We start from the raw sequence: 25879 nt of genomic DNA on the forward strand, positions 1-25879 counted from the left end.
AATAATTGATAAAATAAAAATTGCACCAAATATAAAAAGCGAATATTTGGTACAATTTTCTGAACTTCTAATTCAAAATATATAAATCCTGAATTATTTATTTAGTCGCAAAATTACGCATCTTTTTACAGTTGTTTACAACTTTAGCATTTTGTTAAGAAAGCTGTTTGTGTAAAACCCCTTAGATGATTATTTTTGTTAAAGATTTATAACAAAATAAGCAATTGTTATTTTTAGCTTTGCTTACATCAATAGAAAATATAATTAATGGAGCATTTTATAGTATCAGCGCGTAAATACCGTCCTAATAATTTTGAGGATGTTGTAGGGCAACAAGCCATTACAAATACGTTAGAAAATGCTATAAAAAACAATCATTTAGCACAAGCATTACTTTTTACAGGTCCGAGAGGAGTTGGTAAAACATCATGCGCTAGAATTTTAGCTAAAAAGATTAATCAGCAAGATTCAGAAACTTCAGTAAACGAAGATTTTGCTTTTAATATTTTCGAATTAGATGCAGCGTCTAACAACTCTGTAGATGATATTAGAAATCTAACAGATCAAGTTAGAATTCCGCCACAAACAGGTAAATACAAAGTTTATATTATTGATGAGGTACATATGCTATCTCAGGCAGCTTTTAACGCTTTCTTAAAAACGTTAGAAGAACCGCCAGCACATGCTATTTTTATATTAGCAACTACAGAAAAACATAAAATCATACCAACAATTCTTTCTCGTTGTCAAATTTTCGATTTTAAAAGAATTGGTGTTTTAGACGCTAAAAACTATTTAAAAACGATTAGCGAAAAAGAAAATATTACTGCAGAAGACGATGCACTGCATATCATTGCTCAAAAAGCAGATGGCGCAATGCGTGATGCATTATCTATTTTTGATAGAGTTGTAAGTTTTTCTGGTAAAAATTTAACAAGAGAAGCTGTTACAGAAAATTTAAACGTACTAGATTACGATACTTATTTTGAAATGACAGATTTGTTAATAGATAATAAAATACCAGACGTTTTAAATGCATATAACACGGTATTAAGTAAAGGTTTTGAAGGCCATCATTTTATTAATGGTTTGGCAAGTCATTTTAGAGATTTATTAGTTGCTAAAGATAAAGTTACTTTAGACTTACTAGAAGTTGGAGACAATGCCAAGAAAAAATATTTAGCTCAAGCAACAAAAGCTAGCATTCCGTTTTTAATGCAATCCATTAAAAAAGCCAATGACTGTGACTTGAATTACAGAGCTTCTAAAAATCAACGATTATTAGTTGAATTAACTTTAATGCAAATTGCCTCTATCACTTTCGATGGAGAAAAAAAAAAGCCAGCTAATTACATAATTCCAGCAACGTTTTTTCAATCTTTATCTCCTGTAAAAAAGAAAAAACCAGCAGCTATTACAAAAAATGTTGCATCAGAATTAACTTCTAAACAAACTGCAACAGATAAAAAAGAAGTTACAGAAGTTGCCAAGCCAAAACCTGTCTTAAAAAACTTTGGTCGTTTAAATAAACAACCTAGTAAATATTCTTTAAAAGGTTTTAATCAACAAACTAAAGTTAAGAAAGTTGTTGTTGAAGAAAATTTTGACAATCATCCTAAAGATTTCTTTACTGAACAAAAGCTACAAGAAACTTGGAAAGAATACGCACAAAATCTACATAAAAAAGGAGAACGAAGTATGGCTTCTATTGTTGGTACAGATATTCCTAAATTAGAAAAAGGTTATAAAATTTCATTTTCTGTACCTAATAAATTGATGAAAGATCAATTCTTAAAAGGAAGACCAAAATTATTAAATTTCTTAAGAGAAAGTTTAAATAATTATGGCATTGACATTAATGTAATTTTAAATGAAACTACAGAAAAGAAATTTGCTTACACTCCGCAAGAAAAATATATCAAGCTAAAAGAAAAAAATCCGCTATTAGATAAGTTGCGTCAGACTTTTGAGCTAGACTTATAAACATCACCAATATTTTTACCTAAGTAAGATAATATTAAATTCTCTTTAGTTTCTTCTGTTTTATCAAACTCTGGCACTAAAAATATACCTTGCCCTTTTTCTACAAATAACGGAATCGATTTTTCCTCTTTAGACAAAGCATCTAAAATGGCATTATATTCGGTTTCATTATCTATTTCTACCTCAATTATTGCAGGGTTTTCTCTATAAGCCTCACTTAAATTAATATAATCATCATTTGGTGTAAAAAAGTTTTTACGTTCGTTAGCTGTTGCTTCTTTAATTTCTTTAGATGATGCTAATTTATAAGCTCCGTGTTCTCCAAACACATCAGAAAAACTATTTAAAGCATACTTATTAACCATATCACTACCTGTTAAAGCTATTAAATAGCCAACATCATTTAGCTCTATATTATCTGTTAAATCTCCGTCATAAATATCAACATTTAAAGCCTCTAAACCGTCTTTTGCAGCTTGTTCTATAAAGTTTTTATTAGAATCTATTAAAATGACTCTTTTACCTTTATCTTTTAAATAATTTGCTATTAATCTAGAAGGATTAGAAGCACCTACAAATAAAATAGCATCAGATTTTTTAAGAAAAACCCCAATCATTTTAGCAAACATTCTTGCTGTAGTAGCGTTTAATAAAACCGTACCTAATACAATCATAAAAACCAATGGCGTAATATATTCTGCTCCTTCGACTCCTTGTTTTAAAAGTTTACTTCCAAATAAAGAAGCAATACCAGCAGCAACGATACCACGTGGGCCTACCCAACTTATAAAAATCTTTTCGTTTAATTTTAATTTAGAATTAAATGTACTAGCAAAAACGGCTAATGGTCTTATAATAAAAACAACCAAGGCAAATAAAGCAGCAGTTTTCCAGGTATATAATAAAAGTAAATCTTCCATTTTAATATTTGCTGCTAGTAAAATAAATAGAATTGAAATCAGCAATACACTTAAAGATTCTTTAAAATATAAAAGTTCTTTTAAGTTTTTTAATTTTCCGTTTCCTAAAACCATTCCCATTACAACTACAGCCAGTAAACCAGACTCGTGCGCAAACATATCTGATAAAACAAAAACCAATAATACCGTTGATAGAGAAACAACATTTAATAAGTAATGCGGAATTAATTTTTTGTTAACAGCATAAGCCAAAGCATGCGCAAATGTAAACCCAAAAGTAGCACCAAATAATAATATTTTACCAAACTCCATTAATGCAGTTTTTGTAAATCCACTTCCACCACCAACACTAATAAATTCAAAAACTAAAACGGCAACCAAGGCACCAATTGGGTCTATTAAAATACCTTCCCATTTTAATACTGTAGAGATGTCTTTTTTAAGCGGAATATTTCTTAAGATTGGAGTAATTACTGTAGGACCTGTAACAATAATTAATCCTGCAAATAGAAAAGATAAATCCCAACCTAAATCAAAAAAATATCTAGCTACAATTCCTGCACCAAAAAACGTAATGGCAGAACCCAACGTAATTAACTTTGTAATTACAGGACCAACGTTTTTTATTTCACTTCTTTTAAGTGTTAAACCTCCTTCAAAAAGAATGATACTTATTGCCAAAGAAACAAAGTAATACAAACTTTCTCCAGGAAACAATCCTTTTTCGCCGTTCCATATTGGTTCAATCCACTTAGATCCGTCTTCACTTAAATATGTTGCAGCAATTGGTCCTACTAATAATCCTATTAAGATTAAAGGTAATATTGCAGGTATTTTAAATTTCCAAGCAAACCACTGGGCTAATATTCCTAATATGATAATTCCGGCTAACTCTAACATACTTCTTTGTAAATTTATTAAGAGGTAAATTTAAGAATGTTTCATCAGCCTAAAAATATAAATGCACTTTATTTTTTATAATACATAAAACTTAAACAAAGATAGAATTACCAACAAAAACCTCTTCAAAAACAAGTTATAAACAAAAACTTTAGATAAAACAACATAAAATACTCATTTTAAATTAAATAAAATAAATTCAAAACGTTTTAAAAAATTTAAAAAAGCAATAAATCAATCAAAAACAACTTTTACAAACAAATAAATACCCAAAACAGACCTAATTACTTTGAATTATCAAAATCTATTCTAACTAAAAATAAAACAAAAACTTTAGATAAATATAATTAAGATACTGAAAAACATTTATTTAAAATTAAATTAAAAACACGATAAAAAGATATATAATACTTAAAGAAAACTTAAAAAAGAAATAATTTTAATAAACTAGCAGACATCTTTATTTGAGTAAAAAATTATAAAATAATTACCATCATTGAAAGAGAATAAACTAATTTTGTCGTTTAATTAATTTGTTAAAAGTGAAATTTTTAATATCTTAATTACCTTAATAAAAATAAAATCTACTAGTTATAAAAGATGTTAGGATTACAATTTGAAACAGCTACTTCTTGGGCAGAAATTGCCAAAGTAAATTTAGAACAAATATTAACAGATCATGCTTTTCTAGAACAAAAAGCTGCTTCTAACGCAGTTTCTATTATTATTAATTATTCTGAAGAAACAGAGCTTGTAAAAGAAATGAGTAATATTGCCATAGAAGAAATGCAACACTTTAAAATGGTGCATTTATTGATGGTTAAAAGAGGAATGGTTTTAGGAAGAGAACAAAAAAATGATTACGCAGTAAGACTACAAAAGTTCTTTAACAAAACAAAAGACAGAACAAATGCCTTGGTACAACGCCTACTAATTGCCGCTTTAATAGAAGCCAGAAGTTGTGAGCGTTTTAAAGTTTTTTCTGAAAACATGGAAGATGAAGAGCTCTCTAAATTCTATAAAAATTTAATGATTTCTGAAGCAAACCATTATACAACTTTCTTGTCTTTCGCTAGAAAATATCAAGATAGAGAAATTGTAGATGAAAAATGGAATGCTTTGCTTGCTTTTGAAGCAGAAATGATGAGAGAGCGAGGCAATAGTGCAAAAATTCACGGATAATAACACTTTATAGCGCATGTTTTCTAAAGCAGAAGCAGAATTAATACGTAAAGAATTTTGGACTAGTTTTGGCAAATCTTTTCCAAAGAAATGGTTACTATACAACACTAAAGTGAAAGGCTTGTCTTTTAAATTTGTTGCAGATAGAAAAAAAGCTGCTGTTTGTCTAGATATAGAAAATCCGGATGAATTGGTAAACCTACTCTACTACGATCAAATGCTTTCTTTAAAAGTTCTATTAGAATCAGAAATACCAGAAGTAATTTTTGATGATGATTTCTTGTTAGAAAATGGCAAAACTATTCATAGAATTTATGTTCCTTTTGATAAAAAGTTTAGCATTCATAATAAAAATACCTGGCGAGATTGTTATGAGTTTTTTGTTGATACAATGACCAAATTCGAAATGTTCTTCTACGAATATGAAGATGTTATCAAAAACATATAAATGTAAAAAAACCGTCTTTAAAAGAGACGGTTTTTTTATGGACTATAATTAATTCTTATTTTAAAAATTTAATACTAAAAGGATAATTTGGTTCTTCATTATTATTCACTTTAATGGCATTTATTATCGGAAAAATTAAATAAAAAATACCAATGGTGATAAAACCTAAAATACCTAAGCCAAACAATAATATTAACGGTATGCAAATTATAATGTAAATAAACATCGAAATTCTAAAATTTAAAATAGCTTTTCCGTGCTTATCAATACCAAAAACCTCATCTTTTTTTAGCAACCATAAAATTAATGGAACTAAAAAACCACCGATTCCTGTTATAAAGTCTAATAACTGACTTAAATGCATAACTACTAATAACTGTTTGTCTTCTTTCATGTGTGTGTAATTGTTTTTAAAGTTGATTACCTATTAGACGCTAAACCCCTTGTTCTGTTACAAAAAAACTTTAAAAGACATGGCAATATAGCATTTGAGTTAAGAAGAAAACTATTTGAGCAAAACGAAAACGAAGTACTAACGTAATTTTGTATTGAACAATTAAAACATATAATTATGAATTATTTAAATATAGAAAAAGACCAAATTTTACCAGTAGTAACAGAATTAAACGTGCTTTTAGCAGATTACCATGTATACTATCAGAAACTAAGAAACTTTCATTGGAATGTATTAGGAGAAAACTTTTTTGACCTGCATAACAGATTTGAAGAAATGTATAATGATACAAAAACCAAAATCGATGAAGTTGCAGAAAGAATTATTACTTTAAAATACCACCCTATTAGTAAATTATCAGACTACATAGAAATTTCTAGAGTAAAAGAATCTAGTCCATTACTAACCGATAAAGAAATGGTAGCTACAATTATAGATGATCATAAGATTTTAATAGAACAATTAAGTAAAGTTATTGATAGAGCAGACAAAGCAAACGACGAAGGTACAATAGATTTGATTGGTGCCTACATTAGAGAGTTAGAAAAATCTACTTGGATGCTGAATGCTTGGTCTAAAAACACCAAAGATGCTTTAGATACTAGTTTTGTTAAATAGTACTTTTTATTTCCAATTGAAATAAAGTATTAATTAAATAAAATATAAGATGAATAAAATAGTAGAAAAGTTAGAAACCTGGAAAGATATATTTATTAAAAACATACCAAACATTGCAATTGCATTGGTAGTTTTAGTGATAGCATACTTTGCCTCTAGAGCAATGAACTCTATCGTAAATAAAACTATTGGTAAAAGAATTAGGCAAAAATCTGTTAGAGATTTAGTCTCTAGAGTTGCCTCTGCAATTACCATTTTAGTTGGTTTATATCTAGCCATGACAGTTTTAAAGTTCGACGATACATTAAAAACAATCGTTTCTGCAGCTGGGGTTTCTGGTATTGTTATTGGTTTAGCCTTACAAGGTACTTTATCTAATACAATATCTGGTGTAGTTTTATCATTCAGAAAAAACCTAAATATTGGTAATTGGGTAGAAACAAACGGTTATGCAGGTGAAGTTATCGATATTAATTTAAACTACTTTGTTATTAGAGAAGCTGATAATAATATGGTTGTATTGCCAAACAAAACTATTTTAGAGAATCCTTTCAAAAATTATTCTTTAACAACTAAAATGAGGATTTCTATTGAATGTGGTGTAGAATATGGTGCAGATTTAAAGAAAGTTGAAAAACTTACCACAGAAACAATAAGAAAGAACTTTAATCAAGATGAAATAGGTAAAAAAGTTGAATTTTACTTTACAGAATTCGGAGACAGTTCTATCAACTTTTTATGCAGATTCTGGGTAGATTCAGAAAACGCTTTAGAGAAATTAAAAGCAAAAAGTAATGCCATTATAAAAATTAAACAAGCTTTTGATAATGAAGGAATTAATATACCATTCCCGATGAGAACTTTAGAGTTTGTACCTAACAATAAACTAAATTTATCTCAAGTTAAGGAGAAGCAAGATTCTAAAAAAGAAGAATCTTTTGAAAACGCATAACTAAATACAATTATAAATTTCAATTAAATCTGTCAATTCATTTTGACAGATTTTTTTTGTTCCATTCACAAAAATCTTTATGTATTTTTGCATCATGATTAAAAACGATACTATTATTGCTTTGGCTACACCATCTGGTGTTGGTGCAATTTCTGTAATTAGACTTTCTGGTGAAAATGCAATTGATATTGTAGATGCCAATTTTAAATCTATTAAAAAAGATAAAACATTAGTAACCCAAAAAACACACACAATTCATTTGGGTCATATTATCGAAAATTCTATAATTATTGATGAAGTTTTAGTCTCAGTTTTTAAAAATCCTAATTCTTATACTGGTGAAAATGTTGTAGAAATATCTTGTCATGGTTCTAGCTTTATTCAGCAAGAAATTATACAATTATTCCTAAAGAAAGGTTGTAGAATGGCAGATAACGGTGAGTTTACAATGCGTGCATTTTTAAACGGTAAGATGGATTTATCGCAAGCGGAAGCTGTAGCAGATGTAATTGCCTCTAATTCTGCAGCAAGCCATCAAATGGCAATACAACAAATGCGTGGCGGAATTACAAACGAACTAAAAAACTTAAGAGCACAATTATTAGATTTTGCAGCTTTAATAGAATTAGAGTTAGATTTTTCTGGTGAAGATGTAGAATTTGCAGACAGAACCAAATTTAAAGAATTGGTTGCAAAAATAACTTTTGTATTAAAACGTCTAATCGATTCTTTTTCTTTTGGAAATGCCATGAAAAATGGAATTCCGGTTGCAATTATAGGTGAACCAAACGTAGGGAAATCTACACTTTTAAACGCTCTTCTTAATGAAGAAAAAGCTATTGTTTCTGATATTGCTGGTACAACAAGAGATGCTATTGAAGATGAATTAATTATAGATGGTGTTGCTTTTAGATTTATTGATACAGCTGGTATTAGAGAAACAGAAGATGTTGTAGAGAATATCGGAATTAAAAAAACGTATGAAAAAGCTGAAAATGCACAACTAATTATCTTTTTAATAGACTCTAATAAATATGCATATTCTAGAGAAGATTTTCTAGAAGAAATTGACACCATTAAAAACCGTTTTCCTAATAAAAGATTGTTAGTAATTGCCAATAAAATAGACACTTTATCTTGTCATGACAGTTCTATTTTACAATCGGATATTGAAAATTTACTTTTAGTATCTGCAAAAAGTAAAACAGGTCTAGAAACTTTAAAAAATGAATTAACTTCTTTGGTAAATATTGGTGCTTTGAGTAATAATGAAACAATTGTAACAAATTCGCGTCATTTTGAGGCATTAAACAATGCTTTATCTGCAATAAATTCTGTACAGCAAGGTATCGATTTAGAAATTTCTACAGATTTATTTTCTATTGATATTAGAGAATGCCTTCGTTATTTAGGTAATATTACCGGAGAATACGATGTTGATAAAGACATTTTAGGACACATTTTCAGTAATTTTTGTATTGGAAAATAAAATTAAGATTCTTTTCAGCATTCATAAGCTGAAAAAAATCTAAGTTCTAAATATTAATTTATTCTACTATTTTAATATCTACAGAAGTTCTAGATTGCCAACCAGTTTGGTCTGTTACAGAATATGCACAATGATAATCGCCAGTATCAATATCTTCTGGAATTTTAATTGGCACATTAATTTCATAGTTGGTTTGTTCTCCTTCAATCTCAAAATTTTCTACATAAATTAACGGATTATCAGCTTGCCTTAATGGTTCTAAGCTACATTCTGCAATTTGATCATCGTGCGTATGATGATCGAAATTATGGTGAATATTTACACTATAAGAAGCCAAAGTTTTATTATCTGTAACCTTTGCTCTAAAGCTATAAGTTTCTCCTTTTTTTAATTGAGTACATCCTTTAGGAAAACCTTCGTTGTAATTGATAGTTATTGTCGGTTTTTCTTCATCTATATCTACGTTGTCACTACCAGAACAAGCACTAATAAATAATGTAAATAATAAAAGATAAAAATAATTTAGATTTGTTTTCATATAATAAGATTTAAACCGCACACTAAATTAGTATGCGGTTAATTAGATTAAATTATGCAGTTACATCAATATGTGTTTCATATTCTTTAGTGTTACCGTCTTCATCTTCTACAGTAAACATAATATGATACTCTCCTGCTGGTGCAGTTGCTGGTATATCAATGTGCTCATGGAATTCTACTGAATTTTTATCATGGTAACCCTCTGTATATTCTTTTTCAAAATCCCATTCTACTTCTCCGTCTCCTACTGCAAGATCATGCGCATGAATGTCTACAGAAATACTGTGGATTCCGTTTACAGCATCAATCATAAATTCTGCGTGTAAAAGTCTACAGTAAATACTAAAAGTGGATAGAAAATTAAACTAAAGAAGGTGGTGGTCTCGAAAGGAGTTTTCTTAGTTTTGTGTTTTTAGAAAGCGAAAAATTGTAATTATTCGCTATCTTTTTATAAACAATAAATATTGATGTACTTACCTCAAAATCAATTGAATTTGGTACAAGTGTAGGTGTTAAATTATGATCTATAGAACTGTCGCAAATAGCACAATATATTGCATCGTCACTCTCATCAGAATGCGTTAAACTATGTATACCAGCCATTTTCATAGAAAGAAAAAGCGCTAGTAATAGATAGCTAATGCTATTTTTTACAATACTTAGTTTCATTATTTGTATAAACTGAAACCTCTAAAATTATTCAGAGATTTTCATTTCTAATTTGTTTTAAATCTTAATAATTTCCAATTTATATAATGCGCATAAGAAACAATAAAAGCTCCAGCAACGGTATTTACTATTTCAAATATTTCTGACAGATTTAATCTTCCAAATGCAATTAATAAAAAACCTAATAAAGCAATTATAAGTGGTTTGCTATTTTTATGAATCTTTTTATAGCTGGGTAATAAAGAAATTATGACAAAAATAAGACCGAGACTAATAAATGCCCATTCAATAAATTTATTTCCTAGAAAATGTAAACTACTTAAAGATGAAAATGAAAGTAATAAAGGTATTGTTGCACAGTGCACAGCACAAATTAAAGAGCTAAATAGAGCTACAATATCTATAGAGTTGTTATTAATTTTCATTTTTTTAAATTCCCGTTAAACAAAGTAAATTAGTAAAACCTTTTTATTAAAGCAATGTTGTCGCGTTAACAAGGTTGCAAACATATTATATTTTTTATAATATTGCAATAGAATCGCAATAATTATTGCAAATACATCGCATTAACATGAAAAGAAGAAGTACACCTACTAAACAAGCTGTTTTAGAAGTAATTACAAAAACAGGTAAAGCGATGAGTCAAGATGCAATTGAGAAAAAAATTGATATTGACATCAACAGAGCAACTATTTATCGCGTTTTAAATCGTTTTTGCGATGACGGTGTGCTACATAAAGTAGTCGCAGAAGATGGTAAACAGTATTTTGCATTGTGTAAAGAGTGTGATTCTGAAAAAAAAGAAGTACATCATTTTCATTTTAGATGTGTAAACTGTGAAACTATAGAGTGTTTACCAGATGAAGTAAACTTTACTATACCAAAAGATTACCAATTGCAAAATGCAAATTGCGTTTTAACAGGTATTTGTAAAGAATGTGCGTAAAATTAAAAGTTTATAATAACATAAAAAAGCCTCATTATTTTTAAGAATAATGAGGTTTTTTAAATTTATCAGAAAAATAATTTAGTTATTTTTTTTCAAGTAAAACAATATCAAATTCAGATTCTAATTTAACTAACCCTTGTTTTACTATCGAAGATTTTTTTGAATAAAAATCATGAAGAATATCTCCATTTTCAAAAACAGATTTTACATTTATTACTTTTTTTCCTTTAGGTAAATTAATTCCGGCAATAATTTTATCATCATTTCTAATTCTAGAAAAAATCAAACCGTTTTCATCACTAATTAAATGATGTCTTCCTGCTCCTACTGCCATATGATTTGCTCTAAATTGACCTAATTTTTGCCAATGCGTCATAATTTTTTGAGTCTCTGCATCCTGCTCAATATCATTCCAATTCATAAAAGAACGTAAAGTTGCATCACCAACGGCTCCTTCTATAGTTAAATCTCTTGCAGACTCGTCTCCGTAGTATACTTGTGAAGTTCCGGGAGTTAGTATTAACATTGTTGCCGTTTTATAAGGCTGTTTTCTTTCTTTATCAAAAGGTTGCCCATCATCGTGAGAGGTTAAGTAATTTAAAATTCCGTAATCTTTTAATCCATTATTTAAAATTGAATCATATTTACTAAAAACATCTTTAGCTGCCATTTGTTTCGCATTCCATTTAATTTCAAAATTTATCAAACTATTAAAAGCTTTGTTAAAATAGTTTACTTTTTTATCACCAAAATTAAATGCCTTTTCTGCCGAAATACCATAATTATAAACTTCTCCTACCAAATAGAAATTACTATCATCTAACACTTTTTCTGCATTATTTTTTTTAAATTCTTCGAAAGCAAAATCACATTCTTTTTTAAATTCTTGCCAAACAAATTCTTCCGTATGCTTTACTGTATCAACTCTATAACCATCAATTCCAAATTCCGTTATATAATCTGTTAACCATTTCATGATATAAAAACGTGGCACTCTTGGATGTCCTGTTCTTTCAAAAAATTCGTCAAGTTCTTTTAATTCTTGTTCATACCTTCCTTCTGCTTTCCATTTTGCTACCAATTGTGGTGGCAACTCTACATGCTCATTGCTTTCCGTTCTAATATCTGGTAAATTTTTAACTAAAGTACAAGTAATAGTGTTTTCGTAATTATTATATTGACATTGTGGATCTGTTCTAACCCAATCTGATGGCCAAACTGAATCTTTATCTGTAACCGGACCTGTATGGTTAATTACAGCGTCTAATAATATTCTAATTCCGTTTTTATGAGCAACTGCCACCAATTCTTTCAAATCTTCTCTGGTTCCGTAGTTAGGGTCTATTTTAGTCCAATCTTTTGCCCAATAGCCATGAAAACCATAAGAAACTCCTGTACCTTCATCTGTCGCTCCGTGAATTTGCTCTACAATAGGAGTCATCCAAATAGCATTGATTCCTAAATTTGTAAAATAACCTTCTTTAATTTTATTTGTAATCCCTTTGATATCTCCTCCTTTAAAACCTCTTAAGGTTCCTGTTTCTTTAGTTCTATCAAAATTGATATCATTTTCTAAATTCCCGTTATTAAAACGATCTGTTAAAAGAAAATAAATATTTGCTCCTTCCCAAGTAAACTCTTTTGTTTGCTTATCAGCAATTTTATTGTTTTCCGCTTTTTTTTGACTACAGCTGATTGTTGCTGCTATTAAAAATAAAAATAATAGTTTTTTCATGCTAATTATTATTGAAGTTTCAAAATATAAGATTCTAATGGACTAATTTGTAAATTTATAGTACCACTACCCTCTTTAACCTTTAAACCAAAAGATTTTTCTAAGTATAATTGGTCTTTTACCACATAATCTCCGTCTTTTAAATTCCACTTTTTTATGATGTTTGCCGGAACTTTTAAATTGAACTCAAATTCTTTTTGATCATTAAAATTAGAAACAATTATCAATTTTTCTTTTTCAGACCAACGCACAAAAGACAATATTTTAGAAGAATAGTTAGCCGTATTGTCTCTGTTGTATTTATGGATATCTTTATAATTCCCCATTAAAGCATCACTTTTAATGGTGAAATTTAACAATCGCTTGTAAAAATCTCTTAAAGCCAATTCTTGCTTTGTAGATTTACCGCCATCAAATTGTTTATTATTTACCCACCTTTGTAAAGATGGCACACCAACATAATCAAAAATAGAAGTTCTAGACGGTGTTCCAAATCCTGCATTTTCAGAACCATCTTCGCCAAATTCTTGACCAAAATAAACCATAGTTGGTGCAGTAGAAATAGTTATAGAAACTACCATTGCTGGTTTTCCTTTTTCTGCACTACCAGCAAATTCTGGACTTGCAATTCTTTGTTCGTCATGATTTTCTAAGAAATGTAACATATGATGTTCTATATCTTTCAATTCTTCTTGAATTGGCGGAATGTTATCTGTTAAACCATGACCTTGCATTACATGTTTTATAGTATCATACAACTGTACTTTGTCATATAAATAATCCATTTTTCCTTTTTTAATGTAATCTCTATACATTTTTGGATTGTATACTTCTGCCAATAAAAAAGCATTTGGATTTTTCATTTTAATTGCAGAATTCATATAACTCCAAAATTCTACAGGTACCATTTCTGCCATATCATATCTAAAACCATCAACACCTTTTACAGTCCAATACAAAGCAATATCTCTAAATTTTACCCACGAATTTGGTACTTTTTTATCTTGCCAAAACTTAAAATGTTTTTTGTAATCTTCATTATCAAAATCTTGTGGCAATTCGTCAAACTCTTTTTTTCCTTCTGGCGAAATACCGTAATTTACCTTAACAGTTTCATACCAATCATAAAAACTAGGTTTTACAGATTTAGATCCATTTCCTGTCCATTTTGCTGGATATTCTTCAAATTTTTGATCAGACAAAACATTTTTTTCTCCTCCTAAAGGTTTATAACCATTTAAAAAATCTGGAACTTCAAATGCTTTATTTGGTGTGTAATAAAAATTATTATCGACATGATATACTAAAGAAGTATCATCATCTGCACCAAAATCTTTTGTTCCTTTTGGGTTAGTTAAACTTTGATAGTTTCTAGCAACATGATTAGGTACAATATCTATAATAACTTTTAAACCATTTTTATGTGAACGATCAATTAAGGCTTCAAATTCTTCTAATCGATTTGCTACATTTTCTGCTAAATCTGGATTTACATTATAATAATCTTTTACAGCATAAGGAGAACCTGCTCTACCTTTTACTACATCTGGATCGTCATTAGAAATACCGAATGCTGTGTAATCACGAATAACATCATGATGCGGCACGCCTGTGTACCAAATATGTGTAATGCCTAAATCTTTAATTTCTTTTAATGCCTTATCTGTAAAATCGTTAAACTTACCTACACCATTTTCTTCTATGGTTCCCCAAGGTTTATTCGTTGTATTTGTGTTACCAAACAATCTTGTAAACACCTGATAAACAACTACCTTTTTTTTACTCGACACAGATTTTTCTTTTATTTCTGATTTCTTTTCTAATGTACAACCTAAAGTTATAATCAAAATTAAAGTTACTAAAGCGCTATTAATTCCCTTCATTATTTTTATTTATTTTAATGAAATTTTTATTTCTAATTCTTTATCAGTAATCCATGTCAAAGGAATCGAAAGTGTATTACTATCCATAGCAACTCTTTTTCTTTTTCCGTTTACTTTGATTTTTTTAGGATTGGAATTGATATTATGAATAATTAATTGGATTTCTTTTTTCTTCGGATTCCAATTTTTACCTAAAACAGCATCAAACTCTATTTCTAAATATTTCTTTGAAAAGGCAGCGTCAAATTCTAAAATTTCATAAGCGCCTTTTTCAAAAGAATTAGCAGTTTCACCATCATCATTATAAAAAGTTCTTTTTGTTGCTTGCTTTTCTTTATTAAAGTAGTAATGAACTTGCAATTTATCCGAATTATAATTATCTGTACTTTGCACAACATCAGACATTAAAATAAATGCGCCTTCTCTTACATAAGTAGGTATTGAATTCTCTTTTACATTAACCTTTTTAAATTGCCCGCCTTCTACTTTTTCATTTGTATAAAAATCTATCCAATTGGCAGTTTTAGGAAAAAATACTTGTTTTGTTATCACAGAATCTTTTAAAATTGGTGTAATTAAAAAATCTTTTCCCCACAAATAAGTAGATGAATTTGTAATTAATTCAGGCGTATCTTCTTCAAAGAATACAGGGCGCATTAACGGTGTTCCTTTTTGATTATTTTGAAAAGCTAAATTGTAGTTATAAGGCAATAATTTATAACGCAATTCAATAGATTCTTTTGCTAACTGCATTGTTTCTTTGGTTCTAAAAACAGGTTCGCTAGCAACTTCTTCTTGAGCATGTGGTCTAAATATTGGCTGAAAAACACCATATTGCAACCAACGTGTATATAAATTATCGTCTAAATTTGCTCCGGCAAAACCACCTAAATCAGAATGCATATATCCAAAACCTTGCATTCCCATTTGCAATGCAATTTCTGGTTGACTTTGCAATCCGCCCCAAGTTCTATTTACATCACCAGACCAAGGTATCATACCAAAACGTTGCGAACCAGCAGCACCGGCACGCATTAAAATAAACGGTCTTTCGTTTGGATACTCTTTCTGATAACCTTCAAAAATTAATTTAGCCCAATCATGACCGTAAATATTATGAATTTCATCTGCTTTTTTTGTGCCAAAATTCACCCAATACGGTAACACTTCTGGTTCACCTAAATCTCCCCAAAGTCCTTTTACACCAATATTTAATAAGTCTTTATAAATATTCCAAAACCAATCTTTTCCTACTTTTTTATAAATATTTACAATACCAGTGTTTCCAAAGTAAAAATCATATTTAGCTGGCTTTTGTAAAGAATCTGTGGCTAAAACTCCTTTCTCTGCAGCTTCTTTCCATTTAGAAGAATTTGATAAAATAAAAGGCTCTGTAATTAATACAGTTTTAACTCCTTTATTTTTCAATCTAGAAATCATTCCTTTCATATCAGGAAAAGAATCTTTATCTACTTCTAAATTACCCATTGTGCCTTGAATTGTTTTACCAAACCAATACAAATCTAAAATAACAGCATCTACAGGAATCTCTTCTTCTTGAAATTTAGCAATTGTTTTTTCTGTTTCTTGCTGTGAATGATAACCAAACCTGCTAGAAAAATTTCCTAAAACCCATCTTGCAGGTAAGGGTTGTTTACCTGTTAACTGTGTATAATTTTCTATTAAATTTTCCCAAGAATCACCAACAACAACTTGGTATGTTTTACGACCAGAAATAGTTTCATAAGTTAAAGAATTATCTTTTTTACTATCTAAATCTAAATATCCAATTGGTGCATTGTCAAAATGAATCATGTATTTCTTAGATGAAATTACCAACGGCAAAGTAAAATTCATTAGTGATGCTTTTGTTTCATAACCATATTGCGCTCTGTTGTATAAAGCCAATCGATTACCTCTTCTATTCATACCTAAAGCTCTAGAACCTCCACCAAATAAAATTTCGTCTTTTGATAAATTAAATTCAATTTTTTCTGTAAAATCATATACTATATTTCCTTTTACATTTTCTAAAGGAACATGTTTAGACTTATAATATCCTTGTTTTTCTGATGTAACAACTTCACCGTTAAATCGATATTCAATTTGAAAAGGTTTGTGATTGATGTGTACAGAAATTCCGTTTGTATTAAAAATACTTTTATCATTAGTAATTAAAGGTGTTACAGTAACATTTTTAGGTTCCAAAATAACTGCGTGAGATTTTTTTGTGTAAACTTCTCCTTTAGGAATAAATGAAGTTTCTACAATTTTATCAGAATAAAATTCTATAAAATAACTCCCATCATTTACATGAACCTCTAATTTATTTTTAGAATGATCAACATTTTGAAAAATTCTACTAGAATTTTGACAAAATGAAGAAATTGATAAAAAAAGTAATAAAATAAATAGCTTAAGTGTTTTCATATTTTTTTAAACAACTAAATTATAATGAGAGTATTTATTATTTTTTCAACAGAAAAGTTAACGGAATGTCAATTCTATTTTGCCATGAAACTTCGGAATGGTCAGTTCCTTCGAAAAATACATTTCTATAATTTGTTTCTGTATAACCATTTTTCGTGAAAATAGTATCTACTTTGGGCGCATATTGTGGATAATACTGATCTAAAGTTTTATTACCATAATCAAAATATATTTTATGTGTTTTTGCATCTGGAACGTTTTTTTCTAAGTAAGAAAAAATGGCATTTGGTAGCGGATTACTTTCGTTTGGCAAACCACCAACCCAATGTGTAGAAATACATGCAGCACCTTCAAAAATAGCTGGATATTGAGTAATTGCATACATAGACATTAAACCGCCCATAGAAGAACCCGCTACAAAAGTATTTTCTTTATTTGTATAAACAGCATAAGTTGCGTCTATGTATGGTTTTAAATCTTTTACTAGAAATTGCAAATATTCGTCTCCTGTTAAATCTTTCAAATCAACAGCACTATTCGAGAAACTTTTTAAAGTTTCTAACTCTTCTGCAGATAAAAAATTCATAGCTTTTTCTGGAAATAAATCTAGCCATCTTATTTTAGGAATGTTATGAATACCAACTACTATAAAATCTTTGGTAACACCTTCTTTCATTAATTTAGATGCAACTTCATCGATTTTCCATTCCTGCTTATTCCAAGTAGACGTTTCATCGAATAACATTTGACCATCGTGCATGTATAAAACTGCATATTTTTTTTCATCAGAATAATTTTCTGGCAACCAAACATCTACAGGTCTTGGTGTAATATGTTTTGTAGGAAAAGAATCAATACGGATTATTTTTCCTGCGGATAATTGCACAGATTTTAAAACTTCAGCATTAATCTTAGTTTTTTTAACCTCCTCTTTAACTATTTCTTGTTTTGTTTGTTTGCAAGAAAATAAGATGATAAGAGAGAATAATAATGATAAATATTTCATGTTTATATATTTTTTGAATTGTTATCCATACAATTTGATGGTTAAATCGAAATTTATAAAAGTAACACTAATAAAAGTTGAGTTATAATTTTGTAGTTAAAATCGTACTTCCTTTTTCTGATAGTTCTATAACATCATTCCATATAAAACTTTCTCCGGTAATTAAGTTTTTAAACTTCTTGCCTTTTAAACCAACTTCTTTAAATCGATTTAAATCTAACGAAATTGAAGTTTTATTTTTATTAATAATATGAACAACTACCTCATCATTATAATTTCGGAATAAAAAATAAGTTCCTTTATATGGTGCAAAATGTAAAGTTTTACCCTGTTTAATGGCATCACTATTTTTACGATAATTTAAAATTGTAGCTACAAAATCTTGCATCGATTTTTGCTCTTCTGATAAACCTTCTCTTGTAAAAGCATTTATTACATCGTCTTTAAAACCTCCAGGAAAATCGGTTCTTATCAAACCATGGTCTCCAGGCTTTGCAGTATCATTCATTAAAATTTCTGTACCGTAATATATTTGAGGAATTCTAGGCAACATCAAAATATAACTTAATGCCATTTTTGCTTTTACAGCGTCTTCCTGCACTTCAGTAAACAACCTACTTTTATCATGATTATCTAAAAAAACCATAATATCTTTTGGTGAAGCATAATAAAAATCATTTGCCAAACCTTCGTATAATTTTACCAAACCTTTGTCCCAAGATTCTTCCTCATTAATACCTTCAATAATGGCTTTTTGCATTGGAAAATCCATCGTAGATTTTAAATTAGACTCATAACCATCTTTGTTTTTTGCGCCTTTTTGCCAATAACCTACCAATAAAGGATTGTAACTCCATTCTTCTCCTACAATAGAAAAATTAGGATATTCATGCATAATTGCACCAGCCCAATCAGACATAAAATCTTTGTCTGGATAAGGATAAGTGTCTTGTCTAATTCCGCCTAAACCTAACGTTTCAATCCACCAAATACTATTCTGAATAATATATTTTGCTAAATACGGATTCCTCTGATTTAAATCTGGCATTGTCGATACAAACCAACCTTCGTTATTTCCTTTTCTATCACTTTCTGAAGCATAAGAATCTTGATTTGTAGTTCTTCTATGATTAGAATTTATGTTGGTTTTATTATTCCAGTTTTCTATGTTTTCTTCATAATTCTTTTGATTATTTACCCAATCTTCAAAAGGTAAATCTTTCATCCACCAATGTTCTAAACCGCAATGATTTGCAACCTGATCCATTATCAATTTCATGCCTCTTTTTCTTAATTCATCTGCTAATTTTTTATAGTCAGATAAATTACCAAAACGAGGATCTACTTTATAATAATCTGTAATTGCATATCCGTGGTAAGAACCATTGTACATGTTATTCTCTAACACCGGTGTTGGCCAAACCGAAGTAAAACCAAGGTTTTCTATATAATCTAAATGATTTGTTATTCCTTGTATATCACCACCATGACGCTTATAACCATGCGATCTATCAATTGTAGTTTCATGTAAATTTTTGTTGATATCATTAGATGCATCTGCATTTGCAAAACGATCTGGAGTAATTAAATAAATAGCATCAGAATTATTAAAACCTATAAAATCTTCTGCAGCTTTTACTCGAGATTTCAACTCGTAAGTATGTATTTTTTTAGAACCGTTTTCGAATTTAAAAACAATGTCAAATTTACCTGGTTTTGTGTTTTTATCAATATCTAAATCAATAAAAAGGTAATTTTTACTTTTTGCTTTGTTTACTTTCTTAATTGTAACGCCTGCGTAAGAAATTGTTGGTGTAGCATTGCCAATACTTTCTTCTTTTACTAATAATTGTAGTGATGTATTTTTAAAATCTACAAACCAATTGGGTGGTTCTACTCTTTCTAAAAAAGTATTAGAAATAGAAACCTCAGAAACATTTTTAGAGGATTCTGATGTATTACAAGATTGTAAAGCAACTAAAATTGCAACTAAAAAAATGTTTCTGATAAGTTTCATGAACTACTAATTTAAACTGTTAATAAGCTGTTAGGAGATACAACAACTTTTTCTCCGTTTACTAAAATGTTTATTTCTTGTTTTCCGTTTAACTCAAAACTTGTTCCGTTTTGAGAAACGTTAACTGTAATTACTTGATTTCTAAAATTTACTTTAAAAGAGTAAGATTTCCAGCCATCTGGTATTCTTGGTGTAAAAGAAAGTGTATTATTTACAATTCTCATACCTCCAAAACCTTCTACAATACTCATCCAAGTTCCTGCCATAGAAGTAATGTGTAAACCTTCTTCTACTTCATGATTATAATCATCTAAATCTAATCTAGAAGTTCTTAAGTAAAATTCGTAAGCTTGCTCCATTCTACCTAATTTTGCAGCCTGAATACTGTGTACACAAGGCGATAAAGAACTTTCATGAACCGTAAATGGCTCGTAAAAATCGAAATGACGCTCTAATTCTTCCGTAGAAAATTGATCTTCGAACATATAAAAACCTTGTAAAGTATCGGCTTGCTTTATGTACGGAGAACGTAAAATTCTATCCCAACTCCATTTTTGGTTAATTGGTCTTTGACTTTTATCTAAATCTGCAACAGTAATTAATTCTTTATCTAAGAATCCATCTTGTTGCAAGTAAACATTATGCTTTTCTGAAAAAGGAAAATACATGTTGTCTGCAACATTTTTCCAAGAAGCTAATTCTTCTTCCGTAAAGTTTACTTTTTCTTTAATTCTGATATAATCTGAAATATGATCATTTTTAACAATATCAATATTTTCTAAAGCATATTCAATACACCATTTTGCAATATAATTTGTATAAAAATTATTGTTGATGTTATTTTCATATTCATTAGGACCCGTTACACCTAACATTACAAACTTTTCTTTATCTGCAGAAAAGTTTACTCTTTGATGCCAAAAACGTGCAATTCCTATTAAAACTTCCAATCCTTTTTCTGGAATGTAAGAGTAATCTTCTGTAAAACGGAAGTAATTAAAAATAGCAAATGCAATGGCACCATTTCTATGAATTTCTTCGAAGGTAATTTCCCATTCATTATGGCATTCTTCTCCGTTCATTGTTACCATTGGATACAGTGCTGCTCCGTTTTTAAAACCTAATTTAGCTGCATTTTCAATAGCTTTTTCTAAATGCTCGTATCTGTATTCTAGCAAAGTTCTTGCTACAGATTGATCTTTAGTTGCCATGTAAAAAGGAATACAATATGCTTCGGTATCCCAATACGTACTTCCACCATATTTTTCTCCAGTAAATCCTTTAGGTCCAATATTTAAAGAAGCGTCTGTACCTAAATACGTTTGGTTTAATTGAAAAATATTAAAACGGATTCCTTGTTGTGCCTTTACATCACCTTCAATCGTAATATCAGACATTTTCCAGATTTGTGCCCAAGACTGAATTTGCATTTCTAACAATGCATCAAAACCAAAACTTACGGCTTTATCTAGTGCTTCTTTAGCGGCACTTAATAAAGCTTCTTTTTTATGATTTCTGTCTACAACATAACCACCAAATTTATGAATTGTATACGTTTCATTCTGTTTTACCTCTTGTGTATAGCTACAAGAAGCTGTTTTATCTGTTTTTGCATTTTCACAATCTGCAGAAACTTCATTACCATTTATAAACAAACGAGACTGCATAAATGTGCATGTGTAAAAATGCGTTTTCATGGTTCTAGCCTCTATAAAAGACTGCTGATTATTTTGAGAAACTTTTAAAACATCCCAAAATTGATCATCCCAATTGGTATCTTCATTTGTAATACCTGCGTCTAAATAAGGTGTGTAGGTAATTTTTGCATCAGAATTTATTGGTGTTACATTGTAACTTATTACACCAACTTCATCTAACTCTAAACTTAAAAAACGTTTTGTGTCTACTTTTATTTTTACATCGTTTTGTAAAACAGCTTCAAAACTTCTAGACAACCAACCTTCTTTCATGTTAAGTTCTCTCTTAAATTTTGAAACTTCTTTACACGTGTGTAAATCTAATTTTTCGTTATTTACAAGTACATTTATACCAATCCAATTTGGAGCGTTTAAAACTTTTGCAAAATATTCTGGATATCCGTTTTTCCACCAACCAACTCTGGTTTTATCTGGATAGTAAACACCTGCAATATAACTACCTTGAAATGTACTACCTGTATATTGTTCTTCGAAGTTAGCTCTTTGTCCCATGGCACCATTACCAATACTAAACAAACTTTCTGAAGATTTTACCTTTTGAGCATCAAACCCTTCTTCTAGAATTGACCATTCATTTGGTTGTATATAATCTTGATTCATTTTTTTTTCTTTTAAGAGAAAAGAATAGAGAAAAAATAAAATTTTCTTATTTCTATCTTCTCCTTTCTTATTTTTCTAATAACTCTTTAATAAAATCGGTATTAATTTCTGTGAAGTCTACAAAATTAAATTGGGCTTCTGATAAGACTTTATCGTCTCCAATACCAATACTTACCATATTAGCTGCATTTGCAGCTTCTACACCAGCAACCGCGTCTTCAAAAACAACACAGTTTTCTGGCAAAACATTTAATTGTTTTGCAGCCAAAAGAAATACTTCTGGATCTGGTTTTGCTTTTGTAACATTGTTACCGTCTACAATTGTATCGAAATAATGTAATAAACCTACTTTTTCTAAAATTGGTTGTGCATTTTTACTTGCAGAACCTAAAGCAATCGGAACATTATTTTCTTTTAAAAATTGTAAAATCTTAGGTACATCTGGTAATATTTCTGATGCATCCATGTTTTTTATATACTCTAAATAATCTACATTTTTGTCGATCATCCAAGTATCAAACTCTTCTTTAGTTGCTTCTCTATTTCCTATTTCTAAAAGAATTTCTAAACAACGTTTTCTACTAACGCCTTTAAATAATTCGTTTTGTTCTTCAGTAAATTCAAAACCTAATTGATTAGCTAATTTTTTCCAAGCTAAGTAGTGATATTTGGCAGTGTCAACAATAACACCATCCAAATCGAAAATAAATCCTTTCTTATTCATTTTTTAATTGTTCTCTTGATATGTAATTGCATTTTTTTCTGTAATTAAAAAATTACTAAGTCCTGCAATAATTAAACTTAAACCTGCTACAATCATAGCATTAATAGTTTCTTCTCCTAATAAATTAGATACAAAGTTGATACCTCCTAAAGCTGCAATTATTTGTGGTATTACTATAAACATGTTAAAAATCCCCATAAATACTCCCATTTTGGTAGGATTTACAGCACTAGATAACATTGCGTAAGGCATAGATAAAATACTACCCCATGCAAAACCGATAAGAATAAATGAAATTGCTAAATATTCTGGTGAAGGAATAAAATACATTAGAATAAAACCTAATCCTCCTAGTATAAGAGAACCCATATGTATGTACTTTCTGTTGATTCTTCTTTTTCTTGTGTATAATACAAGAATTAAAGCAAAAGCCATAGAAGATAAACCGTAAATACCCATGTAAGAACCTACTTCGTTAGAAGATTTTTGAAAAGCAGTATTTTCAACATCAAAAGCAGCTTTTTGTGCTGGATTAGACATTACGTACTCTTTTTCTACAGGAGCAGGTGTTTTAAAAACATGTTCTGTTAATGCAGGGTTTGCCATAGACCACATAGTGAAAAAAGCAAACCAGCTAAAAAATTGAACTACACCTAACTTTTTCATAATCGTAGGCATGTTTCCAATATTTTCTAAAATATCTGCAACAAATCTATTCTTTTGCGCCTTTTCTTCCTCAAAAGCTTGCATGTCTTCTGGCGGATACTCTTTCGTAGTAAAAACAGTATATAAAATACTTAATAAAAATACTACTGCACCAATTGTAAAAGCAACTTTAACAGACATTGGCACAATACCAGAGGCTGCAGAATCGCTTACTCCAAATTGAGAAACCATCCAAGGCAAACTACTAGCAACCCAAGTACCAACACCAATAATAAGTGTTTGAATTACAAAACCATAAGATCTTTGAGAGCTTGGTAATTTGTCTGCAACTAAAGCTCTAAAAGGCTCCATAGAAATGTTAATAGAAGCATCTAAAATCCATAGAAAACCAGCTGCAACCCATAAAGTAGGTGAATGTGGCATTATAATTAACGCCAAAGAACTTAGAATAGCACCAATTAAAAAGTAAGGTCTTCTTCGACCCCACTTAGGACTCCAAGTTCTATCACTCATGTAACCAATAATTGGTTGCACAATTAAACCTGTTAACGGAGCTGCAACCCAGAGAATAGGAATATCCTCTATTTCTGCACCAAGTGTTTGAAATATTCGAGACATGAAACCACCTGTTAAGGCCATTCCAAATTGAATTCCAAGAAACCCAAAACTCATGTTCCAGATTTGCAAGAAACTTAATTTCTTTTTGTTCATTATCGTTATACTATAAAATTAATATTACGATAAGCATGTTAGACTTATCAATTATTATCATGTGTGGAATGTAATTTATTGATAAATCGTAATAATGCAACAAAAATAAGCTTAAATTATTAATTTGATAATAAAAACTTCACAAATCTACGACGACGGTTTCGTAGATTCTCTAAGCTTCAAATCGCTAGAAATTACAATAGTTTTAGGATTAAATTTTTCGCTTTCATTTTCTATTCTATTGATAAGCGCCTCTACTGCTTGCTTTCCCATTGTTAAGCCATGTTGAGCAATAGTAGTTATAGAAGGTGTAGAATATTCTGAAATTAAACCGTCTGTAAAACCGGTTACAGACAATTCTTCTGGTATACGAATACTCTTTTCTTTAGCAATTCTTATAGATTTTGCCGCATAAATTTCATTTACCGCAAAAATTGCATCAATATTATGATCAAATACTGGTCTTATTTGTTCTTTAACGTTTTGTTTCTCATCAATTTCAATAATCAAATCTTTATCAATAGGTATTTTTCTTTCTAAAAGTGCTTTTTCATATCCTTTTCTTCTTAATGTACCCACATTAACGTATTCTGGCGTGGTAAGAATAGCTACTTTTTTACAACCAGTATTTAAAAGATGCTTAGTTGCTTTGTAGCCTGCACCGAAATCATCAACTACAACTTTATCACATAAGATTTCATCTACTACCCTATCTAAAAGAACTAATGGTATTTCTTCTGATACTAGATCTTGAAAATGTTTAAAATCCTTATTTGCAAGGGTTTCGTTTGCTATTGATACAATTAAACCATCTACACTACCATTAGACAAGACCTTTAAGTTTTCGACTTCTTTAGTATGAGACTCATCAGAAAAACACACCATTATTCTATAACCTTTATCATGCGCACCTTCTTCTATACCTTTAATAATAGTAGAAAAAAAGTGATGTACTATTTTAGGGAGTATAACACCAATCAGTTTTGTTTTTTGATTTCTTAATTGTAGCGCTAAATTATTGGGCTTATAATTGTATAGATCTGCATAAGCTTGAATTTTTTCTTTTGTTTCTTTACTAATTTCGTGGCTGTCTTTTAACGCTTTAGAAACTGTTGAAGTAGAAACCCCTAATTCTTTAGCTATTGTTTTTATGGTAACTTTTTGCTTCATATTTTACAAAAATGCAATTTTTAATAGTCTTTTTTAATAATTTAATGATATTTTAAGTAAAGTTGTCAACACGAAACCGATTTCGTAACTTTTAAAATATTGTATTTGCGAATCT

Annotated in this window: 22 protein-coding genes; 7 read left to right on the plus strand and 15 right to left on the minus strand. The window is 29.4% G+C overall.

Annotated elements, in window-relative coordinates; genetic code table 11:
- Positions 1-267: 267 nt before the first annotated feature.
- Positions 268-1983, plus strand: coding sequence for a DNA polymerase III subunit gamma/tau (gene dnaX / locus BXQ17_RS04970; protein WP_077809588.1), 1716 nt, complete (start codon positions 268-270; stop codon positions 1981-1983).
- On the opposite strand, the gene BXQ17_RS04975 is transcribed toward dnaX, so the two are convergent.
- Positions 1959-3803: a sodium:proton antiporter gene (locus tag BXQ17_RS04975; RefSeq protein WP_077809589.1), complete on the minus strand. Its 1845-nt coding sequence runs from the start codon at positions 3801-3803 to the stop codon at positions 1959-1961. The genes dnaX and BXQ17_RS04975 overlap by 25 nt on opposite strands.
- Positions 3804-4403: 600 nt before the next feature.
- Here BXQ17_RS04975 and BXQ17_RS04980 point away from each other — a divergent pair.
- Together BXQ17_RS04980 and BXQ17_RS04985 are read left to right on the plus strand one after the other, a co-directional pair.
- Positions 4404-4985, plus strand: a complete 582-nt coding sequence (locus BXQ17_RS04980; protein WP_077809590.1) for a tRNA-(ms[2]io[6]A)-hydroxylase — start codon at positions 4404-4406, stop codon at positions 4983-4985.
- A gap of 16 nt (positions 4986-5001) precedes the next feature.
- Positions 5002-5433 (plus strand): DUF4268 domain-containing protein, encoded by a 432-nt coding sequence (locus tag BXQ17_RS04985; protein WP_077809591.1) that lies wholly within the window; start codon positions 5002-5004, stop codon positions 5431-5433.
- Positions 5434-5488: 55 nt separating this feature from the next.
- On the opposite strand, the gene BXQ17_RS04990 is transcribed toward BXQ17_RS04985, so the two are convergent.
- On the minus strand, positions 5489-5827 hold the full coding sequence (locus BXQ17_RS04990) for a DUF4870 domain-containing protein (protein ID WP_077809592.1): 339 nt from the start codon (positions 5825-5827) through the stop codon (positions 5489-5491).
- Positions 5828-6004: 177 nt separating this feature from the next.
- On the opposite strand from BXQ17_RS04990, the gene BXQ17_RS04995 reads away from it, so the two are divergent.
- The 3 genes from BXQ17_RS04995 (at position 6005) to mnmE (ending at position 8946) form a co-directional block, all read left to right on the plus strand.
- Positions 6005-6505, plus strand: a complete 501-nt coding sequence (locus BXQ17_RS04995) for a Dps family protein (protein ID WP_077809593.1) — start codon at positions 6005-6007, stop codon at positions 6503-6505.
- Positions 6506-6554: 49 nt separating this feature from the next.
- A complete protein-coding gene (locus BXQ17_RS05000) occupies positions 6555-7457 on the plus strand; it encodes a mechanosensitive ion channel family protein (protein ID WP_077809594.1) in 903 nt (300 codons plus the stop codon).
- Between the two features lie 94 nt (positions 7458-7551).
- Positions 7552-8946 (plus strand): tRNA uridine-5-carboxymethylaminomethyl(34) synthesis GTPase MnmE, encoded by a 1395-nt coding sequence (mnmE, locus tag BXQ17_RS05005; protein ID WP_077809595.1) that lies wholly within the window; start codon positions 7552-7554, stop codon positions 8944-8946.
- A gap of 58 nt (positions 8947-9004) precedes the next feature.
- On the opposite strand, the gene BXQ17_RS05010 is transcribed toward mnmE, so the two are convergent.
- From BXQ17_RS05010 to BXQ17_RS05025, 4 genes are read right to left on the minus strand one after another with little or no spacing between them, the layout of a single operon-like run.
- On the minus strand, positions 9005-9484 hold the full coding sequence (locus BXQ17_RS05010) for a DUF4625 domain-containing protein (RefSeq protein ID WP_077809596.1): 480 nt from the start codon (positions 9482-9484) through the stop codon (positions 9005-9007).
- A 52-nt stretch (positions 9485-9536) separates the two neighbouring features.
- Entirely contained in the window at positions 9537-9797 is a 261-nt protein-coding gene (locus BXQ17_RS05015) for a DUF4625 domain-containing protein (RefSeq protein WP_077809597.1), read from the minus strand.
- A gap of 49 nt (positions 9798-9846) precedes the next feature.
- Positions 9847-10155 (minus strand): hypothetical protein, encoded by a 309-nt coding sequence (locus tag BXQ17_RS05020; RefSeq protein WP_077809598.1) that lies wholly within the window; start codon positions 10153-10155, stop codon positions 9847-9849.
- A gap of 47 nt (positions 10156-10202) precedes the next feature.
- On the minus strand, positions 10203-10580 hold the full coding sequence (locus BXQ17_RS05025) for a MerC domain-containing protein (protein ID WP_077809599.1): 378 nt from the start codon (positions 10578-10580) through the stop codon (positions 10203-10205).
- A 146-nt stretch (positions 10581-10726) separates the two neighbouring features.
- On the opposite strand from BXQ17_RS05025, the gene BXQ17_RS05030 reads away from it, so the two are divergent.
- Complete coding sequence (locus BXQ17_RS05030; RefSeq protein WP_077809600.1) at positions 10727-11101, plus strand: Fur family transcriptional regulator; 375 nt, start codon at positions 10727-10729, stop codon at positions 11099-11101.
- Between the two features lie 85 nt (positions 11102-11186).
- Here the strand turns inward: BXQ17_RS05030 and BXQ17_RS05035 are convergent, their stop codons facing one another.
- From BXQ17_RS05035 to BXQ17_RS05075, 9 genes are all read right to left on the minus strand, one after another.
- Complete coding sequence (locus BXQ17_RS05035; protein ID WP_077809601.1) at positions 11187-12839, minus strand: alpha-amylase family glycosyl hydrolase; 1653 nt, start codon at positions 12837-12839, stop codon at positions 11187-11189.
- An 8-nt stretch (positions 12840-12847) separates the two neighbouring features.
- A complete protein-coding gene (locus tag BXQ17_RS05040) occupies positions 12848-14722 on the minus strand; it encodes an alpha-amylase family glycosyl hydrolase (protein WP_077809602.1) in 1875 nt (624 codons plus the stop codon).
- 9 nt (positions 14723-14731) lie between these two features.
- On the minus strand, positions 14732-17152 hold the full coding sequence (locus BXQ17_RS05045; protein ID WP_077809603.1) for a TIM-barrel domain-containing protein: 2421 nt from the start codon (positions 17150-17152) through the stop codon (positions 14732-14734).
- Between the two features lie 37 nt (positions 17153-17189).
- A complete protein-coding gene (locus tag BXQ17_RS05050; RefSeq protein ID WP_077809604.1) occupies positions 17190-18158 on the minus strand; it encodes an alpha/beta hydrolase in 969 nt (322 codons plus the stop codon).
- Positions 18159-18240: 82 nt separating this feature from the next.
- Entirely contained in the window at positions 18241-20175 is a 1935-nt protein-coding gene (locus BXQ17_RS05055; protein WP_077809605.1) for a glycoside hydrolase family 13 protein, read from the minus strand.
- 11 nt (positions 20176-20186) lie between these two features.
- The gene (locus tag BXQ17_RS05060; RefSeq protein WP_077809606.1) at positions 20187-22493 is read right to left on the minus strand and encodes a glycoside hydrolase family 65 protein; all 2307 of its coding nucleotides are present in this window, start codon (positions 22491-22493) and stop codon (positions 20187-20189) included.
- 67 nt (positions 22494-22560) lie between these two features.
- Complete coding sequence (pgmB, locus tag BXQ17_RS05065; RefSeq protein ID WP_077809607.1) at positions 22561-23217, minus strand: beta-phosphoglucomutase; 657 nt, start codon at positions 23215-23217, stop codon at positions 22561-22563.
- A gap of 3 nt (positions 23218-23220) precedes the next feature.
- On the minus strand, positions 23221-24594 hold the full coding sequence (locus tag BXQ17_RS05070; RefSeq protein WP_077809608.1) for an MFS transporter: 1374 nt from the start codon (positions 24592-24594) through the stop codon (positions 23221-23223).
- A 147-nt stretch (positions 24595-24741) separates the two neighbouring features.
- Positions 24742-25764, minus strand: coding sequence for a LacI family DNA-binding transcriptional regulator (locus tag BXQ17_RS05075; protein WP_077809609.1), 1023 nt, complete (start codon positions 25762-25764; stop codon positions 24742-24744).
- Between the last annotated feature and the right edge of the window lie 115 nt (positions 25765-25879).

The organism is Polaribacter sp. BM10, from assembly GCF_002005425.1.
GTDB lineage: Bacteria > Bacteroidota > Bacteroidia > Flavobacteriales > Flavobacteriaceae > Polaribacter > Polaribacter marinaquae.

Excerpts from the sequence above, each read along its gene's own strand:
- dnaX (WP_077809588.1), top strand. The coding sequence starts at position 268 with ATGGAGCATTTTATAGTATCAGCGCGTAAATACCGTCCTAATAATTTT.
- BXQ17_RS04975 (WP_077809589.1), bottom strand. The coding sequence starts at position 3,803 with ATGTTAGAGTTAGCCGGAATTATCATATTAGGAATATTAGCCCAGTGG.
- BXQ17_RS04980 (WP_077809590.1), top strand. The coding sequence starts at position 4,404 with ATGTTAGGATTACAATTTGAAACAGCTACTTCTTGGGCAGAAATTGCC.
- BXQ17_RS04985 (WP_077809591.1), top strand. The coding sequence starts at position 5,002 with ATGTTTTCTAAAGCAGAAGCAGAATTAATACGTAAAGAATTTTGGACT.
- BXQ17_RS04990 (WP_077809592.1), bottom strand. The coding sequence starts at position 5,827 with ATGAAAGAAGACAAACAGTTATTAGTAGTTATGCATTTAAGTCAGTTA.
- BXQ17_RS04995 (WP_077809593.1), top strand. The coding sequence starts at position 6,005 with ATGAATTATTTAAATATAGAAAAAGACCAAATTTTACCAGTAGTAACA.
- BXQ17_RS05000 (WP_077809594.1), top strand. The coding sequence starts at position 6,555 with ATGAATAAAATAGTAGAAAAGTTAGAAACCTGGAAAGATATATTTATT.
- mnmE (WP_077809595.1), top strand. The coding sequence starts at position 7,552 with ATGATTAAAAACGATACTATTATTGCTTTGGCTACACCATCTGGTGTT.
- BXQ17_RS05010 (WP_077809596.1), bottom strand. The coding sequence starts at position 9,484 with ATGAAAACAAATCTAAATTATTTTTATCTTTTATTATTTACATTATTT.
- BXQ17_RS05015 (WP_077809597.1), bottom strand. The coding sequence starts at position 9,797 with ATGATTGATGCTGTAAACGGAATCCACAGTATTTCTGTAGACATTCAT.
- BXQ17_RS05020 (WP_077809598.1), bottom strand. The coding sequence starts at position 10,155 with ATGAAACTAAGTATTGTAAAAAATAGCATTAGCTATCTATTACTAGCG.
- BXQ17_RS05025 (WP_077809599.1), bottom strand. The coding sequence starts at position 10,580 with ATGAAAATTAATAACAACTCTATAGATATTGTAGCTCTATTTAGCTCT.
- BXQ17_RS05030 (WP_077809600.1), top strand. The coding sequence starts at position 10,727 with ATGAAAAGAAGAAGTACACCTACTAAACAAGCTGTTTTAGAAGTAATT.
- BXQ17_RS05035 (WP_077809601.1), bottom strand. The coding sequence starts at position 12,839 with ATGAAAAAACTATTATTTTTATTTTTAATAGCAGCAACAATCAGCTGT.
- BXQ17_RS05040 (WP_077809602.1), bottom strand. The coding sequence starts at position 14,722 with ATGAAGGGAATTAATAGCGCTTTAGTAACTTTAATTTTGATTATAACT.
- BXQ17_RS05045 (WP_077809603.1), bottom strand. The coding sequence starts at position 17,152 with ATGAAAACACTTAAGCTATTTATTTTATTACTTTTTTTATCAATTTCT.
- BXQ17_RS05050 (WP_077809604.1), bottom strand. The coding sequence starts at position 18,158 with ATGAAATATTTATCATTATTATTCTCTCTTATCATCTTATTTTCTTGC.
- BXQ17_RS05055 (WP_077809605.1), bottom strand. The coding sequence starts at position 20,175 with ATGAAACTTATCAGAAACATTTTTTTAGTTGCAATTTTAGTTGCTTTA.
- BXQ17_RS05060 (WP_077809606.1), bottom strand. The coding sequence starts at position 22,493 with ATGAATCAAGATTATATACAACCAAATGAATGGTCAATTCTAGAAGAA.
- pgmB (WP_077809607.1), bottom strand. The coding sequence starts at position 23,217 with ATGAATAAGAAAGGATTTATTTTCGATTTGGATGGTGTTATTGTTGAC.
- BXQ17_RS05070 (WP_077809608.1), bottom strand. The coding sequence starts at position 24,594 with ATGAACAAAAAGAAATTAAGTTTCTTGCAAATCTGGAACATGAGTTTT.
- BXQ17_RS05075 (WP_077809609.1), bottom strand. The coding sequence starts at position 25,764 with ATGAAGCAAAAAGTTACCATAAAAACAATAGCTAAAGAATTAGGGGTT.